Raw genomic sequence first — 15,786 nt, 5'->3', positions numbered from 1 at the left:
AGTTAAACAACTTGTCAGGCTTATTAAGGCGTTACAGGTCCAATAACTTTCGCGCCATGCATTGCGCATTATCGGCGGCACTGTGATCACCCATCACAAGCGCTACGGTAATGGCGCCGTCAATCAGGATCAGCAGCTGTTTGGCCAACAGTTGCGGGTCCTCGGCCCCATGTTCGGTACACAGCTCGCACAGGTAGTCGAGCAGTTTCTGTTTGTGGTCTTTGGCGACCAGGCGCACCGGATCCTCGGGATCGCCGGTTTCGCCACTGGTGTTGATGAAGGCGCAGCCCCGGAAACCTTCCGAGGCGAACCAGCCCTTGAGCACGGTAAACAGGTTGAGCAGGCGATCGGCCGGGGTTTCGGCCTGATCGACGGCGCTTCTGTACCAGTGCATCCAGCGCACGTCGCGGCGTTGCAGGGCGGCGACGGTCAACTCCTCCTTGTTGGCGAAGTAGCGGTAGATACTCTTTCTGGAAACACCGGCGGTTTTCACCAGAAGATCCATGCCGGTGGCCGCGATGCCACTTTTGTAGATCAACTTTTCGGTGACATCCAGAATGATGTCTCGGGTCGTGTCGTTGCTTGTGATTTCGTTCATGTGGCGAACAGTAGAACGATCGTTCTCCTTGGTCAAATGTTTTTTATTGATCGTTCCCAGGCTCCGCGTGGGAATGCCTCAACGGACGCTCCGCGTTCCAGCTCTGGAAGGGACGCGGAGCGTCCCGGGCTGCATTCCCACGCAGAGCATGGGAACGATCATTCAAGAGCGCGGTAACGATCAGTCATTACAGACACTCACAAGACCCGAAGGAGTTGATGGTGTAAGCTCTCGGGTTCTTCGGATTCGACCCATTGCGAGCCCTATGCCGTTGCTTTTCAAACGCTCTCTGCTGCCCAAACTGCGCAGCTTTCCGCTGACCGCCGAGGCCGTGACGATCCTGCCCGGCGCCGCCGATTTCCGCCGTTGCCTGCTGGAAAAAATCGCCCAGGCGACCCAGCGCATCTACCTCGTTGCGCTTTATCTGCAAAACGATGAAGCCGGCCAGGAAATTCTCGATGCCTTGCACGCCGCCAAACTCAAGCGTCCCGAGCTTGAAATCGCGGTGGTCGTCGACTGGCTGCGGGCCCAGCGTGGCTTGATCGGCGCCGGCAAACAGCCGGGCAACTCGGCGTGGTATCAGGAAATGACCCGCACCCACCAGAGCGTGGTGCCGGTCTACGGCGTGCCGGTGCAAACCCGCGAGCTGTTCGGCGTGCTGCACCTCAAAGGCTTCGTGATCGACGATTGCGTGGTCTACAGCGGTGCGAGCCTGAACAACGTCTATCTGCACAAGTTCGACAAGTACCGCTTCGACCGTTATCACGTGCTGCAAAGCCGCGAACTGGCGGACTCGATGCACCACTTGGTCAAGCACGGCCTGATCGAATCGAAAGCGGTGCATCGCCTGGACCTGCCGAACCTGCCGACCACCCGCAGCCTGCGCAACGACATCGGCGACCTGCGCAGCCGCCTCAAATATGCGGCCTACGACACCAGTGCCGGCAGCACGGCGCATACCGGCCTGTCGGTCAGTCCGTTGCTCGGTGTAGGCAAGAACAACCCGCTGAACCGGGTGATTCTGGAGCTGATCGCCAGCGCCCAGAAGCAACTGACTATCTGCACGCCGTACTTCAATCTGCCGCTCGGCGTGATCCGCGAGATCAACCGGGCGCTTGCGCGCGGCGTGAAGATCGACATCGTGGTCGGCGACAAGACCGCCAACGACTTCTACATTCCGCCGAGCGAGCCGTTCAAGGTGATCGCCGCGCTGCCGTATCTCTACGAGATCAGCCTGCGCCGTTTCGCCAAGCGGCATCAGCGCAACATCGACAGCGGCCAGTTGAACCTGCACCTGTGGCGTGAAGGCGACAACAGCTATCACCTCAAGGGCATGTGGATCGACCAGCGCTACACGCTGCTGACCGGCAACAACCTCAATCCGCGGGCGTTCCGTCTCGATCTGGAAAACGCCTTGCTGATCGATGACCCGAAAGGCGAGTGGCTGGAACCGCGCCGAGTTGAGCTGGAGAACATCTTCGTTCACACCACGCGCATCGCACGCTTCCAGGACCTGGAAGCCTTGCCGGACTACCCGGCGGGCGTGGCCAAGTTCCTCAAGCGCGTGAGCCGGGTGCGGGTCGAGCGGTTGCTCTATCGCATCCTCTAAAACCGGCCCACAAAAAATCCCCCGAACGCAGCACGCGTCCGGGGGATTTTTTTATGCGCGGACTCAGTTCAGACCGAGTTTGCCACGCAATGTGGAAAGGTCTTCAGCCAGGGTATTGACCGGGCCGACCAGCGCCTTTCGGTCGTTGTCCTTCACCTTGTCGTAAGTCTCGAAGCCACCGTCCTTGGTCTTGTACTTGGCCAGGATCTTGTCCACGGTGGCGAAGTTCTTGTCGACTTTGGCAACGAAGGCCTTGTCCTGTTTCTCGATCTGCGGACGGAACAGGTCGACGATTTTCTTCGCGCCGTCGATGTTGCCCTGGAAGTCGTACAGGTCGGTGTGGCTGTAACGGTCTTCTTCACCGGAGATCTTGGTCGCGGCGACTTCTTCGAGCAGCGCAGCGGCGCCGCCGACGACTTTCTCAGGCGGGAAGGTCAGGCCGGCGACGCGGGTCTGCAGGTCCTTCACGTCCTTGTTCAGGCCATCGGCCAGGGCGTCGAGATCCTTGGTGCTCTTTTCCGAGAACAGCGAGTATTCGATGCGGTGGAAACCGGTGAAGTCTTCGGCTTTCACGCCTTGCTCGTGGTCATCGACGCGGGAGTCGATGGAGGCGTCGAGGTCACTGAACAGCTCGGCAATCGGCTCGATCGACTCGTAATAGACGCGGGTCGGTGCGTAGAGCTTCTGTGCGGTCGCCAGGTCGCCTTTTTTCACCGCGTCGGTGAACTGCTGCGTGTGGCTGGCCAGTTCATCCAGTTGTTCGGTGACGTAGATCTTGTAGTCCGACACCGGCCCCACCAGATCCAGTGGCGCGGTCGCGGCGAACGCCGACAGCGGGGTGTTGAGCAAACCAAGGGTCAGCAATAACGCGAGTGGCGTCTTTTTCATGGGGGCGGCTCCTGTTGAATGCTATGCAGTTGTTTTTGGTTGAGTAGCGTTGAGCAGCGAGCGACCAATGAAGTCCTTGTCGCCCGTGACACCCGGCAGGGTGAAGAAGTAACCGCCACCGACCGGCTTGAGGTATTCCTCCAGCGGTTCGCCGTTGAGGCGGGTCTGCACGGTGATGAAGCCTTTTTCCAGGTCGGCCTGGTAACAGATGAACAGCAGGCCCATATCGAGCTGGCCGTTCTTGTTCACGCCGTTGGAGTAGTTGAACGGCCGGCGCAGGATCAGGTTGGCCTGGCTCGCGGCGGTGCGCGGATTGGCCAGGCGGATGTGCGCGTCGAGCTTGGTCAGCTTGCCTTCCGGGTCCTTGCTGTAATCCGGGACCTCGGTCTCATGGCTGGCGCCCATCGGAGCGCCGGTGGTTTTCACCCGGCCGATGATGCTTTCCTGTTCCTGCAACGGCGTGCGGTCCCAGCGTTCGACGAAATTGCGGATGATCCGCACCGCCTGATAACTGCCGTGGGCCGCCCAGGCCGGTTCGTCGCTGCCCGGTTGCACCCAGACGATGCGGTCCATGGCCTTGCCGTCGTTGGAATCCGGGTTGGCCGAACCGTCACGGAAACCCAGAAAGTTACGCGCCGATTGCGCCGGCACACCGGGTTTGGCCGGGGCTTGCGGCGGCACGCTGCCTTCCTGTTTCCAGCGCACCAGCAGCAGGTCCGGCAGATTCTTCACGATGTCGCGCAGGGCGTGGATGTTGGTGTCGGCGGTGTTGGAGCAGAACTGCAGGCTCAGGTCGCCGTGGCAGCAATCGGCTTCCAGCGCATCGTTGGGGAAACCGACCATGCGGATCAGGCGCTTGGGTTTGGCGGACGCGAGGCCGAAACGCTCGTCGAACAGCGATTCGCCCACCGACACAGTGATGGTCAAGTTGTCCGGGGTGACCACCGGGCCGAGGATGCCGGAATCCGGCGGCGGCAACTTCGGATCGATCTGCGCCACCGGGCCGCCCTTCATCAGAAACGCGATGCGCTCGTTGAGGGTGCGGAACAGACGCTCCAGGTCTTCACGGTCGCTGGCCAGCACATCGAACGACACCAGCATGCCGGCCGCCGGGCGTGGAGTGACGATGCCGCTCTGGTGTACGCCGTGAAAGTCGTGGTGATCCTGGGTCTTGTCGCTGCTCGGCGCTTCGGTGACTTGCGCAGGGGCGGCGGCCATTGCCGGGCAGCTCAAAGCGGTGCCGGCCAGTGCGACACCGGCGGCGCCCATGCCCATCAGTACGCGGCGACGTTGCAGGTTGAAGTGTTCGGAATCGTTCATCGGTATTCGTCTTCTGCTTACAGGCCGGAGAGGCCGAGGGCGGGATCAATGGCGTCGAGGGCGTCGGCCAGGGCCTTGGCCTTGTCGGCGATCTGCTTGCGTTGCTCACCGTTGACGGTGTCGTAACTGGCGTAGCCGTCCTTGACCTTGAAGCCGTTCAGCGTGGTATCGAAATCAGCCAGCGCGCTGTCGATTTTCGGCAGCAGGTCGGCGGCGGATTTGCTCAGCAGCGGACGCAGCAGTTCGACGACTTTGTGCGCCGTTTCCTGATTGGCCGCGAAGCCGTTGAGATCGCTGTGGCTGTAGCGTTCCTCTTCGCCGCTGGCGGCGCGCACGTCGGCGAGGGTGTTGAGGTTGCGCACGACGATTTCCACCAGTTGCTCCGGCGGCAGCGACTGGGCCAGCAGCTGTTGTTTCAGCGTGGTGACGTTGTCGAGCAAGCCTTGGGCAATCGGTGTCAGCCCATCGAGTTTGCGTTGCTGGAACAGCGCGTATTCGAGGCGGTGGAAACCGACGAAGGCCGGATCCTGCTCGCGTTTTTCGAAGTAATCGGCGCGGGCGTTGATGCTGTTGTCCAGCTCGGCCAAGCGTTGTGCGGCCGGGGCCAGACGCTGGTACGCGGCACGGGCCGGCAAATACAAAGCCTGGGCCTGGGCCAGATCGCCGCTGTCGATGGCCTGATTCAGCGCCGTCACGGCTTTGATCAGCGCGCTGCTCTGGCTGGCCAGGTAGACGCGAAACTCCGACAGCGGCCCGACGAAGGCAACCATCGACGGCTTGGCCTTGGCGGCGGCATCGGACGCGGCGGTCGGCGTCACGTGCAGGGTGCCGCGCGGGTTGCTCAGCAGGCCGCAAGTGATGGCGTAATCGCCGGGTTGCAGGTTGGCGTTGATTACCTGGCTCAGGCCCGGCGCGATGTTCTCGCGTTCTTCGATCACCAGCACGCCGTCGAGGATTTCCCATTCCACCGCCCGGTCGGAGCGGTTGACGATGCGGAAACTGGCGCGCCCGGCCGGCACCGTGAGGGCGTTCGGCTCGCAACTGTGCGGATGGATGTTCACCACCACTTCGTCACGATTGTGCTGACGTTTGGCGGCGGCCAGTTTCGAGGCGTAGTAGAACAGGCCACCGGCGGCGATCATCACGACCACCGAGCCGGCCACCGCCCAGCGCAAGGCGCGGGGAGGCGAGGCCTGAGGAGTATTAGGCTTTGACATGAAGGCCCTTATTGGCTGGAAACGGAAGACGATTGGGCAGCAGGCTTGGGCGCCGGCATGAAAAACATCACCAGCGCCACCAGCAGATAAATCAGGTACGCGCCGAGGGTGCTGACGGTCGGTGCATCCTGATAACCGAACATGCCGGCCAGCACCGAGCCCAGCGGGCCATCCATCGGCAGCGTCGCGCTGAAGTCGAAGAGCACGGTTTGCAGGTGGTTCCACACCCCGGCTTCATGCAGGGCCTGCACCGAGTTGGCGAGAATCCCGGCGGCGACCACGAGGATGAACAACCCGGTCCAGCGAAAAAACGCCGACAGATTCAGGCGCATGCTGCCGCTGTAGATCAGGAAGCCGACGATGATCGCCAGGATCAGGCCGAGCAGGGCGCCGATCGGCGCGGCCGGGCCTTCGCTCTGCTGGAACACGGCGAGCAGGAAGAACACGGTTTCCAGACCTTCCCGGGCCACGGCGAAAAACACCATCGCGATCAGCGCGATGACCTGATGTTTCGAAGACGTCAGCGCATGATCGAGGGAGGCTTGCAGCGAATGCTTGATCGAACGCGCGACCTTGCGCATCCAGAACACCATCGAACTGAGAATGCCCACGGCCACCAGCCCGACCACGCCTTCGAACAGTTCCTGCTGCTTTTGCGGGAATTCGGCGCTGACCAGTTCCAGGCCGCCGCCAACCAGCAAGGCCAGCGCAGCGGCGAGAAAAACCCCGATCCACACCGCCGGCATCCACTGCCCACGGCCGGTCTGTTGCAGGTAGCTGGCGATGATGCCAACGATCAGCGCGGCTTCGATGCCTTCGCGCAACATGATCAAAAAGGGAACGAGCATTCGACGATCACTGTGTAACGAAATGAGGTTACAAGTTGTAACATAATGAAAGTCATTCTCACATGGCATCCATTGACATTTACCTGAACCTCAGCTGAACGAGTCTGAACATCCACGCCGCCCAGCCAGCTGCGCTAAGATGCCCGCCACTCGAACAACAACAGGATTGCGCGCGTTCCATGTCGGAAAAAGACACCATCGCCATTCAACTGGTGCGCGAAGCACTGCTGCAAAGTTGTGCCCCGGGCGTGGCCACGGAAGAAGTCTTGAGCAAGGTCGGGATCGATCCGGCGCTGCTGCCCACCGATGACGCGCGCGTGCCGGCCAGCCAGTACGCGCGGTTATGGCGCCTGTTGGCCCGGCGCGGCGATGACGAGTTCTTTGGCATGGACCCGCGCAAGCTGAAATCCGGCAGCCTGGAATTCCTCTGCCGCAGCGCGATGGCCCAGCCGAACCTGGCTGCGGGGCTGAGCGCCGGTTTGAATTTCCTGTCGCTGATGCTCGAACGCATGCCGGCGCAACTGGTGCACCAGCAGAGTCTGGCGGAAATCGTCCTGCTGGAAGACGACCCGGAACCGCGCCGCGCCTTCACCTATTTCACTTATTGGATGATCGTCCACGGCGTGGCGTGCTGGCTGGCGGGGCGGCGGATTCCGATCCTGGCCATCGAGCTGCGCTGCCCGGCGCCGGATTTCTGCGATGACTATCGGGTGATGTTCTCGGAAAACCTGCGCTTTGACCGGCCGCGCACGCGGATGATCTTCGCCGCTGACGTGCTGGATCTGCCGATCAAGCGCAGCGCCGAGGAATTGAAGCGCTTTCTGGCCCATGCCCCGGCCAACATTCTGGTGAAATACCGCGACCCGGAAAGCCTTGCGAGCCGGATCAAGCAGGATCTGAGGCAATTATCCGCAGATAAGTGGCCGGAAACCGACGCGCTGGCCCAGCAGTTGTGCATGTCGGCTTCGACCCTGCGTCGGCGTCTGGCTGAAGAAGGGCAGACTTATCAGGGTTTGAAGGACAGCGTGCGCAAGGAGCTGGCGATCACCTGGCTGGCGGAACCTTCGATCAGTTTTGCCGAGATCGCCACCCGCTTGGGGTTTGCCGATGCGAGCTCGTTCTACAAGGCGTTTCGCAAGTGGTCGGGGACCAATCCTGGGCACTATCGCAGCCTGATCCTCAACGAAGCGTCCTGACCCACCACCGCCCACCGCTGACTCTCGTTCCCACGCGGAGCGTGGGAACGATCAGCTGCAACCGGATTCTTGGCCAAACCAGTCATCCACTTTGAGGGCTTTGACCATTGCCGCAGCCGGCGTGCGGCGCGAGTATTCCTCTGTTGTTTACGGTTCCCCAACCTAATAAGAACAGAGGGATTCTGGCAATGCGCGATTACTTGTCTGCCACCGCACAGTTTGATTATCAGCACACCGTGGACGCCGCGCTCAGCGGCACGCTCGAGGCGCTCAACGCCTGCGTCGAATGTTGTGACCGGCACGCGCTGCCGGGGCGCATCGCGCTGTTCTGGGAAGGCCGCGACGGCGCCAGTGCGACGTACACCTTCAGCGACCTGCAGGACAAAGCCGCGCGTTTCGCCAATTTCCTTCTCGCCCAGGGCGTGCAGAAGGGCGACAAGGTCGCCGGCCTGCTGCCGCGCAATATCGAATTGCTGATCACCGTGTTCGCCACCTGGCGCATCGGCGCGGTGTATCAACCACTGTTCACCGCGTTCGGCCCCAAAGCCCTCGAGCATCGCCTGAACAGCTCCGGCGCCAAAGTCGTGGTGACCGACGCCGCTAACCGGCCGAAACTCAGCGAGGTCGCCGATTGCCCGACGCTGGTCACCGTTGGCGGTCCGAAAGGCCAGGGCATCGTCCGTGGCGATTTCAGTTTCTGGGCCGAGCTGCCCAACCATTCCAATGTTTGCGAACCGGTAATGCTGACCGGCGAAGACCCGTTCCTGCTGATGTTCACCTCGGGCACCACCGGGCCGTCGAAAGCGCTGTCGGTGCCGCTCAAGGCAGTCGTTGCGTTCCAGAGTTACACCTGTGATGCCGTGGATCTGCGCCCGGAAGATGCGTTCTGGAACGTCGCCGATCCGGGCTGGGCCTACGGCATCTATTTTGGCGTCACCGGCCCGTTGTCGATGGGTCATCCGATCACCTTCTACGATGGCCCGTTCACTCTCGAAAGCACCTGCCGGGTGATCAACAAGTACGGCATCACCAACCTCACGGGTTCGCCCACCGCGTATCGCCTGCTGATTGCCGGCGGCGACGAGTTCGCCAAATCGATCAAGGGCAAGCTGCGCATCGTCAGCAGCGCCGGCGAGCCGTTGAACCCGGAAGTGATCCGCTGGTTCGCCGACAACCTCGGCGTGGTCATTCACGACCACTACGGTCAGACCGAACTGGGCATGGTCCTGTGCAATCACCACGGCCTCGAACACCCGATCCACCTCGGCGCCGCCGGTTTCGCCTCGCCGGGCCATCGCATCGTGGTGCTCGACGAGCAGAACAACGAACTCGGCGTCGGCCAGCCCGGCATCCTCGCCATTGATCGCACGCAGTCGCCAATGTGCTGGTTCGCCGGTTACCAAGGCGCGCCAACCAAAGCCTTCGTCGGCAATTACTACCTGAGCGGCGACACCGTCGAGTGGAACCCGGACGGCAGCATCAGCTTCGTCGGCCGCAGCGATGACGTGATCACCACGTCTGGCTACCGGGTCGGCCCGTTCGACGTGGAAAGCGCACTGATCGAACACCCGGCCGTCGTCGAGGCAGCGGTGGTCGGCAAGCCCGATCCGGAGCGCACCGAACTGGTGAAGGCCTTCGTCGTGCTCAACCCGCAATACCGCGCGGAACCTGCGCTGGCCGAAGAACTGCGCCAACACGTGCGCAAGCGTTTGGCCGCGCATTCGTACCCCCGTGAAATCGAATTTGTCAGCGAGTTGCCGAAAACCCCGAGCGGCAAATTGCAGCGCTTTATCTTGCGCAACCAGGAAATCGCCAAGGCTCAAGAGGCCGCGGCGCACAACGTTTCAGCTTGAATCCAAGGAAACAGTCATGCAGATCGAAAACAAGGTTTTTATCGTCACCGGCGGCGCATCCGGCCTGGGTGCCGCTACCGCTGAATTGCTGGTGAGTGCCGGCGCCAAAGTGATGCTGGTGGACATGAACGCCGATGCCGTTGCCGCCCAGGCCCAACGCCTCGGCGCGCAGAGCGTGGTCGCCGACATCAGCAACGAAGCCGCCGCCGAGGCCGCCGTGCAGGCAACGGTAAAAGCCTTCGGCAGCCTGAATGGTCTGGTGAACTGCGCCGGCATCGTTCGCGGCGAGAAAATCCTCGGCAAAAACGGCCCGCACGCCTTGTCCAGTTTCGCTCAGGTGATCAACGTCAACCTGATCGGCAGCTTCAACATGCTGCGTCTGGCAGCGGCAGCGATTGCCGAAAGCGAAGCCAATGCCGACGGCGAGCGCGGTGTGATCATCAACACCGCATCGGTTGCGGCATTCGACGGCCAGATCGGCCAGGCCGCGTACTCTGCATCCAAAGGCGCGATCGCCAGCCTGACCCTGCCTGCCGCCCGCGAACTGGCGCGCTTCGGCATCCGCGTGATGACCATCGCCCCGGGCATTTTCGAAACCCCGATGATGGCCGGCATGACCCCGGAAGTGCGCGACTCGCTGGCCGCCGGCGTACCGTTCCCGCCGCGCCTGGGCAAACCGGCCGAGTACGCCGCGCTGGTGCGGCATATCATCGAAAACAGCATGCTCAACGGCGAGGTGATCCGTCTCGACGGTGCCTTGCGCATGGCCGCCAAGTAAGGAGGATTTCCCATGACCATCTCCAACGATCCGATTGTCATCGTCAGCGCCGTCCGCACCCCGATGGGCGGTTTTCAGGGCGAACTGAAAAGCCTGACCGCGCCACAACTCGGCGCAGCAGCAATCAAGGCTGCGGTCGAACGCGCCGGTGTTGCCGCCGATGCAGTCGATGAAGTGCTGTTCGGCTGCGTGCTGCCCGCCGGTCTCGGTCAGGCGCCTGCGCGTCAGGCTGCGCTGGGCGCCGGGCTGGACAAATCCACCCGCTGCACCACCGTCAACAAGATGTGCGGCTCGGGCATGGAAACCACGATTCTGGCCCACGACATGCTGCTGGCCGGCAGCGCCGATGTGGTGATCGCCGGCGGCATGGAAAGCATGTCCAATTCGCCGTACCTGCTGGATCGCGCCCGCGCCGGCTACCGCATGGGCCACGGTCGGGTGCTGGATTCGATGTTCCTCGATGGCCTCGAAGACGCCTACGACAAGGGCCGTCTGATGGGCACCTTCGCCGAGGATTGCGCTGAAACCAACGACTTCAGCCGCGAGGCTCAGGACGCTTTTGCCATCGCCTCGACCACCCGCGCCCAGCAGGCGATCAAGGACGGCAGCTTCAAGGCCGAGATCGTTCCGCTGACCGTGACCGTTGGCAAAGAACAGGTTGTGATCAGCAACGACGAGCAGCCACCAAAAGCCAAGCTGGACAAGATCGCTTCGCTGAAACCGGCGTTCCGCGAGGGCGGTACCGTGACCGCAGCCAACTCCAGCTCGATCTCCGACGGCGCCGCCGCACTGGTGCTGATGCGTCAGTCGCAAGCGCAGAAACAGGGTCTGAAACCGCTGGCGGTGATTCACGGTCACGCTGCCTTCGCTGACACCCCGGGCCTGTTCCCGGTGGCACCGATTGGCGCGATCAAGAAACTGATGAAGAAAACCGGCTGGTCGCTGGATCAGGTCGATCTGTTTGAAGTCAACGAAGCCTTCGCCGTGGTCGGCATGGCGGCGATGACCCACCTGGAAATACCTCACAACAAGCTCAACATCCACGGCGGCGCCTGCGCCCTAGGTCATCCGATCGGTGCGTCCGGCGCTCGGATTCTGGTGACCTTGCTCTCGGCCCTGCGCCAGAAAGGCCTGAAACGCGGCGTCGCGGCAATCTGCATCGGCGGCGGTGAAGCCACGGCGATGGCTGTCGAGTGCGTCTGAACCGAGTGAAGGATTTGCCATGATTCCCAATGACGACCAACAACAAATCCGCGACATGGCCCGGCAGTTTGCCGAGGAACGGCTGAAACCGTTCGCCGCCGAGTGGGATCGCGAACACCGCTTCCCGAAGGAAGCCATCGGCGAAATGGCCGGGCTGGGCTTCTTCGGCATGCTGGTGCCGGAGCAGTGGGGCGGTTGTGACACCGGTTACCTGGCCTACGCCATGGCTCTGGAAGAAATCGCCGCCGGCGACGGCGCCTGCTCGACCATCATGAGCGTGCACAACTCGGTGGGTTGCGTGCCGATCCTCAAGTTCGGCAACGACGACCAGCGCGAGCGTTTCCTCAAGCCGCTGGCCAGCGGCGAGATGCTTGGTGCTTTCGCGTTGACCGAACCGCAGGCTGGTTCCGACGCCAGCAGCCTGAAAACCCGTGCACGGCTGGAAGGCGATCACTACGTGCTCAACGGCTGCAAACAGTTCATCACCTCCGGGCAGAACGCCGGGGTCGTGATCGTGTTTGCCGTCACCGACCCGAGTGCCGGCAAGCGCGGGATCAGCGCCTTCATCGTGCCGACCGATTCGCCGGGCTACAAAGTAGCCCGCATCGAGGACAAACTCGGCCAACACGCCTCGGACACCTGCCAGATCCTGTTCGAAGACGTGAAAGTGCCGGTGGCCAACCGGTTGGGCGAGGAGGGCGAGGGCTACAAGATTGCCCTGGCCAACCTCGAAGGCGGCCGTGTCGGCATCGCCTCGCAATCGGTGGGTATGGCCCGCGCCGCGTTCGAAGCGGCCCGTGATTACGCCCGTGAACGTGACACCTTCGGCAAACCGATCATCGAGCACCAGGCCGTGGCGTTCCGCCTGGCGGACATGGCCACCCAGATCGCCGTGGCGCGGCAGATGGTGCACTACGCCGCCGCCCTGCGTGACAGCGGTCAGCCGGCGCTGGTCGAAGCATCGATGGCCAAGCTGTTCGCCTCGGAAATGGCCGAAAAGGTCTGTTCGATGGCGTTGCAAACCCTCGGCGGTTACGGTTACCTCAACGACTTCCCGCTGGAGCGCATCTACCGCGACGTGCGGGTCTGCCAGATCTACGAAGGCACCAGCGACATTCAGCGCATGGTCATTTCGCGCAATCTTTGAGAAGGAATCTGCACATGAGTTACGAAACGATTTTGCTGGAAACCCATGGCCGCGTCGGCCTGATCACCCTCAATCGCCCGCAGGCGCTGAATGCCCTCAACACGCAACTGGTCAGCGAGGTGAACCGCGCGCTTGATGGTTTTGAAGCCGACGCGAACATTGGCTGCATCGTCATCACCGGTTCGACCAAAGCCTTCGCCGCCGGCGCCGACATCAAGGAAATGGCCGATCTGACCTACCCGCAGATCTACATGGACGACCTGTTCAGCGACAGCGACCGCGTGGCCAACCGCCGCAAGCCGATCATCGCGGCGGTCAACGGTTTTGCCCTGGGTGGCGGCTGTGAACTGGCATTGATGTGCGACTTCATCCTGGCGGGCGACAACGCCAAATTCGGCCAGCCGGAAATCAACCTCGGCGTGCTGCCGGGCATGGGCGGCACCCAGCGTCTGACCCGCGCCGTGGGCAAGGCCAAGGCCATGGAAATGTGCCTGAGCGGGCGTTTGATCGACGCGGTGGAAGCCGAGCGTTGCGGCATCGTCGCGCGGATCGTGCCGAGTGCCGAGTTGCTGGATGAGGCGCTGAAAGTCGCGGCGGTGATCGCCAGCAAATCGCTGCCGATTGCGATGATGGTCAAGGAAAGCGTCAACCGCGCATTCGAAGTGAACCTGACTGAAGGCGTGCGCTTCGAGCGCCGGGTGTTCCATGCGGCGTTTGCGACGCAGGATCAGAAGGAAGGGATGGCGGCGTTTGTGGCCAAGCGGCCTGCCGAGTTCCAGGGCAAGTAATAGCGTTCGCCCCCACGCATTGCGTGGGGGCGATCAGTCAGAGCTGATAGTTCTTCAACTCCCGAGCAATCACCATCCGCTGTATCTCGCTCGACCCCTCATAAATCTGGGTAATCCGCGCATCCCGGTAGTACTTCTCAACCGGGTAATCCTCCAGATACCCATACCCGCCATGAATCTGAATCGCTGACGAACACACCTTCTCGGCCATTTCCGAAGCAAACAGCTTGGCCTGCGAAGCCTCCGACAGACACGGTTTACCTGCCGTACGCAGCCGCGCCGCGTGCAGGATCATCAAGCGCGCGGCGTTGATCTGCATCTGCATGTCCGCCAGCAGGTTGGCGATGCTCTGGTGCTCGACAATCGCCTTGCCGAACTGCACCCGATCACGGGCATAACGCAGCGCCGCTTCAAACGCCGCGCGGGCGATGCCCAATGCTTGCGCCGCGATGCCGATGCGTCCGCCTTCAAGGTTGGAGAGGGCAATCGCCAAACCTTTACCGCGCTCACCCAACAGATTCGCTTCAGGAATGCTGCAATTGCTCAGCGTCACCGCGCAGGTATCGGAAGCGCGAATGCCCATCTTGTGTTCGGTCCGATCAACCATGAATCCCGGCGTATCGGTCGGCACCAGAAACGCCGAGATCCCGCGCTTGCCCAGATCCGGATCGGTGACGGCAAACACGATCGCCAGTTTCGCCCGCTTGCCGTTGCTGACAAATTGCTTGGCGCCGTTGATTACCCATTGCCCGTCGCGCAGTTCGGCGCGGGTGCGCAGATTGTGCGCTTCGGAGCCGGCCTGGGGTTCGGTCAGGCAGAAGCAGCCGATCACCGCGCCGCTGGCCAGATCCGCCAGCCAGGTCTGTTTCTGTTCTTCGCTGCCGTAGTTGAGCACCGGCCCGCAGCCCACCGAGTTGTGAATGCTCATGAACGCGCCGGTGGCGCCGTCACCGGCGGAAATCTCTTCCACCGCCAGCGCATAGGCCACGTAGTCGACGTACGTGCCGCCCCATTCCTCCGGCACCACCATGCCCAACAGGCCGAGTTCGCCCATCTTCGCCACCAGACCGTCATCGATCCAGCCGGCCTTTTCCCAGGCTTGTGCGTGGGGCGCGATTTCGCCACGGGCGAAGTCTCGGGCCATGTCGCGGATCATTACCTGGTCTTCAGTCAATTCGAGATCGTGCATGGCTCAGCTCCCGCTCTCAGCGAAACCGTGGAAGAAACTCGCGATGTGCTCGGCGTGCAGCGCAGCCAGGGTCGGCGGGTTCCAGCGCGGTGATTTGTCTTTGTCGATCAGCAGGGCGCGGACGCCTTCGATCAGGTCGCCGCGTTCGAACCACTGGCGATCCAGATGCAGTTCGAGGGCGAAGCAGTGTTCCAGGCTCAGGTGCCGGCCGCGACGGAGCATTTCCAGGGTCACGCCCATGGCCAGCGGCGAGCGGGTTTCCAGCAGGTCGGCGGTGCTGGTCGCCCATTCGTGGCTGTCGGCGACGGTCACGGCGCGCAGTTGCTCGACGATGCTCGGCACATCAGGCAAGGCGAAGAAGTGGTCGATGGCCGGGCGCAAGGCTTCAAGCGGGGCATCCGGCAGGGTTTGCACGGCGTGGCGGGCCAGCAGGCTTTGCAGGTCTTTGAGCGGCGTATCGTGCCACTCCAAGTGATCGAGCTGTTCGTCGAGGGTGCCGAGTTTGCTGCTGTCCAGATACCAGTCGGCGAGGCCGCAATACAGCGCATCCGCCGCACGAATCTGCACGCCGCTGACGCCCAGATAAATCCCCAGCTCGCCGGGAATCCGTGGCAGGAAATAACTGCCGCCGACATCCGGGAAATAGCCGATCGCCACTTCCGGCATCGCCAGACGGCTCTTCTCGGTGACCACCCGCAGATCGGCGCCTTGCACCAGACCCATGCCGCCGCCGAGAACGAAACCGTCCATCAGCGCCAGCACCGGTTTGCGGTAGTGGTGGATCGTCAGGTCGAGGGCGTATTCCTCGACGAAGAAATCTTCGTGCAGCGTGTCGCCGCTTTTATGGCTGTCGTACAGGGATCGAATGTCGCCACCGGCACAAAAGGCTTTCTCGCCGGCACCGCGCAGCACGACGGCGTGGATATCGGCATCGGCGGCCCAGGCATCCAGGTGTTGCTGGAGCTGGCGCACCATGTCGAGGGTCAGGGCATTGAGGCCGGCGGGGCGGTTGAGGGTCAGATGACCGATGTGATTGCGAACCTCGGCCAGCACTTCGTGCGGCGTGGCATCCATGGACGAAGTCCGCGGGGATGAAGCCTGAGCAGTCATCACTAACTCCCTGCTTTTATTGTCTTTATTCGAGAAGCTCGC

At 62.3% G+C, this 15,786-nt stretch carries 14 protein-coding genes; 7 read left to right on the top strand and 7 right to left on the bottom strand.

What is annotated here, in order from left to right; all coding sequences use genetic code 11:
* Positions 1 to 31: 31 nt before the first annotated feature.
* Positions 32 to 598, bottom strand: a complete 567-nt coding sequence (locus LOY31_RS15255; RefSeq protein ID WP_007951264.1) for a TetR/AcrR family transcriptional regulator — start codon at positions 596 to 598, stop codon at positions 32 to 34.
* A 265-nt stretch (positions 599 to 863) separates the two neighbouring features.
* Between LOY31_RS15255 and pssA the strand changes: the two genes are divergently transcribed.
* Entirely contained in the window at positions 864 to 2,207 is a 1,344-nt protein-coding gene (pssA, locus tag LOY31_RS15250; protein WP_115078039.1) for a CDP-diacylglycerol--serine O-phosphatidyltransferase, read from the top strand.
* Positions 2,208 to 2,270: 63 nt separating this feature from the next.
* Here the strand turns inward: pssA and efeO (LOY31_RS15245) are convergent, their stop codons facing one another.
* The 4 genes from efeO (LOY31_RS15245) to efeU are packed head-to-tail and all read right to left on the bottom strand — an operon-like array spanning position 2,271 to position 6,480.
* On the bottom strand, positions 2,271 to 3,095 hold the full coding sequence (gene efeO, locus LOY31_RS15245) for an iron uptake system protein EfeO (protein WP_085687128.1): 825 nt from the start codon (positions 3,093 to 3,095) through the stop codon (positions 2,271 to 2,273).
* A gap of 21 nt (positions 3,096 to 3,116) precedes the next feature.
* On the bottom strand, positions 3,117 to 4,415 hold the full coding sequence (gene efeB / locus LOY31_RS15240; RefSeq protein WP_258711787.1) for an iron uptake transporter deferrochelatase/peroxidase subunit: 1,299 nt from the start codon (positions 4,413 to 4,415) through the stop codon (positions 3,117 to 3,119).
* Between the two features lie 17 nt (positions 4,416 to 4,432).
* A complete protein-coding gene (gene efeO, locus LOY31_RS15235) occupies positions 4,433 to 5,632 on the bottom strand; it encodes an iron uptake system protein EfeO (RefSeq protein WP_258711786.1) in 1,200 nt (399 codons plus the stop codon).
* 8 nt (positions 5,633 to 5,640) lie between these two features.
* On the bottom strand, positions 5,641 to 6,480 hold the full coding sequence (gene efeU, locus LOY31_RS15230; protein WP_102688071.1) for an iron uptake transporter permease EfeU: 840 nt from the start codon (positions 6,478 to 6,480) through the stop codon (positions 5,641 to 5,643).
* A gap of 179 nt (positions 6,481 to 6,659) precedes the next feature.
* Between efeU and LOY31_RS15225 the strand changes: the two genes are divergently transcribed.
* The 6 genes from LOY31_RS15225 (at position 6,660) to LOY31_RS15200 (ending at position 13,445) form a co-directional block, all read left to right on the top strand.
* Positions 6,660 to 7,676: an AraC family transcriptional regulator gene (locus tag LOY31_RS15225; protein ID WP_258711785.1), complete on the top strand. Its 1,017-nt coding sequence runs from the start codon at positions 6,660 to 6,662 to the stop codon at positions 7,674 to 7,676.
* A 188-nt stretch (positions 7,677 to 7,864) separates the two neighbouring features.
* On the top strand, positions 7,865 to 9,529 hold the full coding sequence (locus LOY31_RS15220) for an AMP-binding protein (RefSeq protein ID WP_258711784.1): 1,665 nt from the start codon (positions 7,865 to 7,867) through the stop codon (positions 9,527 to 9,529).
* 16 nt (positions 9,530 to 9,545) lie between these two features.
* Complete coding sequence (locus LOY31_RS15215) at positions 9,546 to 10,307, top strand: SDR family NAD(P)-dependent oxidoreductase (RefSeq protein ID WP_085603435.1); 762 nt, start codon at positions 9,546 to 9,548, stop codon at positions 10,305 to 10,307.
* 12 nt (positions 10,308 to 10,319) lie between these two features.
* A complete protein-coding gene (locus LOY31_RS15210) occupies positions 10,320 to 11,510 on the top strand; it encodes an acetyl-CoA C-acyltransferase (protein ID WP_258711783.1) in 1,191 nt (396 codons plus the stop codon).
* A gap of 19 nt (positions 11,511 to 11,529) precedes the next feature.
* A complete protein-coding gene (locus LOY31_RS15205; RefSeq protein WP_210710641.1) occupies positions 11,530 to 12,657 on the top strand; it encodes an acyl-CoA dehydrogenase in 1,128 nt (375 codons plus the stop codon).
* A 14-nt stretch (positions 12,658 to 12,671) separates the two neighbouring features.
* Positions 12,672 to 13,445 (top strand): enoyl-CoA hydratase, encoded by a 774-nt coding sequence (locus tag LOY31_RS15200; RefSeq protein WP_258711782.1) that lies wholly within the window; start codon positions 12,672 to 12,674, stop codon positions 13,443 to 13,445.
* Positions 13,446 to 13,482: 37 nt separating this feature from the next.
* Here the strand turns inward: LOY31_RS15200 and LOY31_RS15195 are convergent, their stop codons facing one another.
* A complete protein-coding gene (locus LOY31_RS15195) occupies positions 13,483 to 14,634 on the bottom strand; it encodes an acyl-CoA dehydrogenase family protein (RefSeq protein ID WP_258711781.1) in 1,152 nt (383 codons plus the stop codon).
* Positions 14,635 to 14,637: 3 nt separating this feature from the next.
* Positions 14,638 to 15,744 carry an enoyl-CoA hydratase/isomerase family protein gene (locus LOY31_RS15190; RefSeq protein WP_258711780.1) on the bottom strand — a complete coding sequence of 369 codons (1,107 nt, stop codon included), beginning with the start codon at positions 15,742 to 15,744 and terminating at the stop codon, positions 14,638 to 14,640.
* Between the last annotated feature and the right edge of the window lie 42 nt (positions 15,745 to 15,786).

Origin of the sequence: Pseudomonas sp. B21-021, from assembly GCF_024749205.1 — a bacterium.
GTDB lineage: Bacteria > Pseudomonadota > Gammaproteobacteria > Pseudomonadales > Pseudomonadaceae > Aquipseudomonas > Aquipseudomonas paraglycinae.
The sequence above is the reverse complement of the archived record's forward strand: the minus strand, read 5'-3'. Positions and strand labels throughout refer to the sequence as shown.

Bases quoted from the DNA above. Each gene is read 5' to 3' on its own strand.
- LOY31_RS15255 (WP_007951264.1), bottom strand. From the start codon at position 598: ATGAACGAAATCACAAGCAACGACACGACCCGAGACATCATTCTGGAT.
- pssA (WP_115078039.1), top strand. From the start codon at position 864: ATGCCGTTGCTTTTCAAACGCTCTCTGCTGCCCAAACTGCGCAGCTTT.
- efeO (WP_085687128.1), bottom strand. From the start codon at position 3,095: ATGAAAAAGACGCCACTCGCGTTATTGCTGACCCTTGGTTTGCTCAAC.
- efeB (WP_258711787.1), bottom strand. From the start codon at position 4,415: ATGAACGATTCCGAACACTTCAACCTGCAACGTCGCCGCGTACTGATG.
- efeO (WP_258711786.1), bottom strand. From the start codon at position 5,632: ATGTCAAAGCCTAATACTCCTCAGGCCTCGCCTCCCCGCGCCTTGCGC.
- efeU (WP_102688071.1), bottom strand. From the start codon at position 6,480: ATGCTCGTTCCCTTTTTGATCATGTTGCGCGAAGGCATCGAAGCCGCG.
- LOY31_RS15225 (WP_258711785.1), top strand. From the start codon at position 6,660: ATGTCGGAAAAAGACACCATCGCCATTCAACTGGTGCGCGAAGCACTG.
- LOY31_RS15220 (WP_258711784.1), top strand. From the start codon at position 7,865: ATGCGCGATTACTTGTCTGCCACCGCACAGTTTGATTATCAGCACACC.
- LOY31_RS15215 (WP_085603435.1), top strand. From the start codon at position 9,546: ATGCAGATCGAAAACAAGGTTTTTATCGTCACCGGCGGCGCATCCGGC.
- LOY31_RS15210 (WP_258711783.1), top strand. From the start codon at position 10,320: ATGACCATCTCCAACGATCCGATTGTCATCGTCAGCGCCGTCCGCACC.
- LOY31_RS15205 (WP_210710641.1), top strand. From the start codon at position 11,530: ATGATTCCCAATGACGACCAACAACAAATCCGCGACATGGCCCGGCAG.
- LOY31_RS15200 (WP_258711782.1), top strand. From the start codon at position 12,672: ATGAGTTACGAAACGATTTTGCTGGAAACCCATGGCCGCGTCGGCCTG.
- LOY31_RS15195 (WP_258711781.1), bottom strand. From the start codon at position 14,634: ATGCACGATCTCGAATTGACTGAAGACCAGGTAATGATCCGCGACATG.
- LOY31_RS15190 (WP_258711780.1), bottom strand. From the start codon at position 15,744: ATGACTGCTCAGGCTTCATCCCCGCGGACTTCGTCCATGGATGCCACG.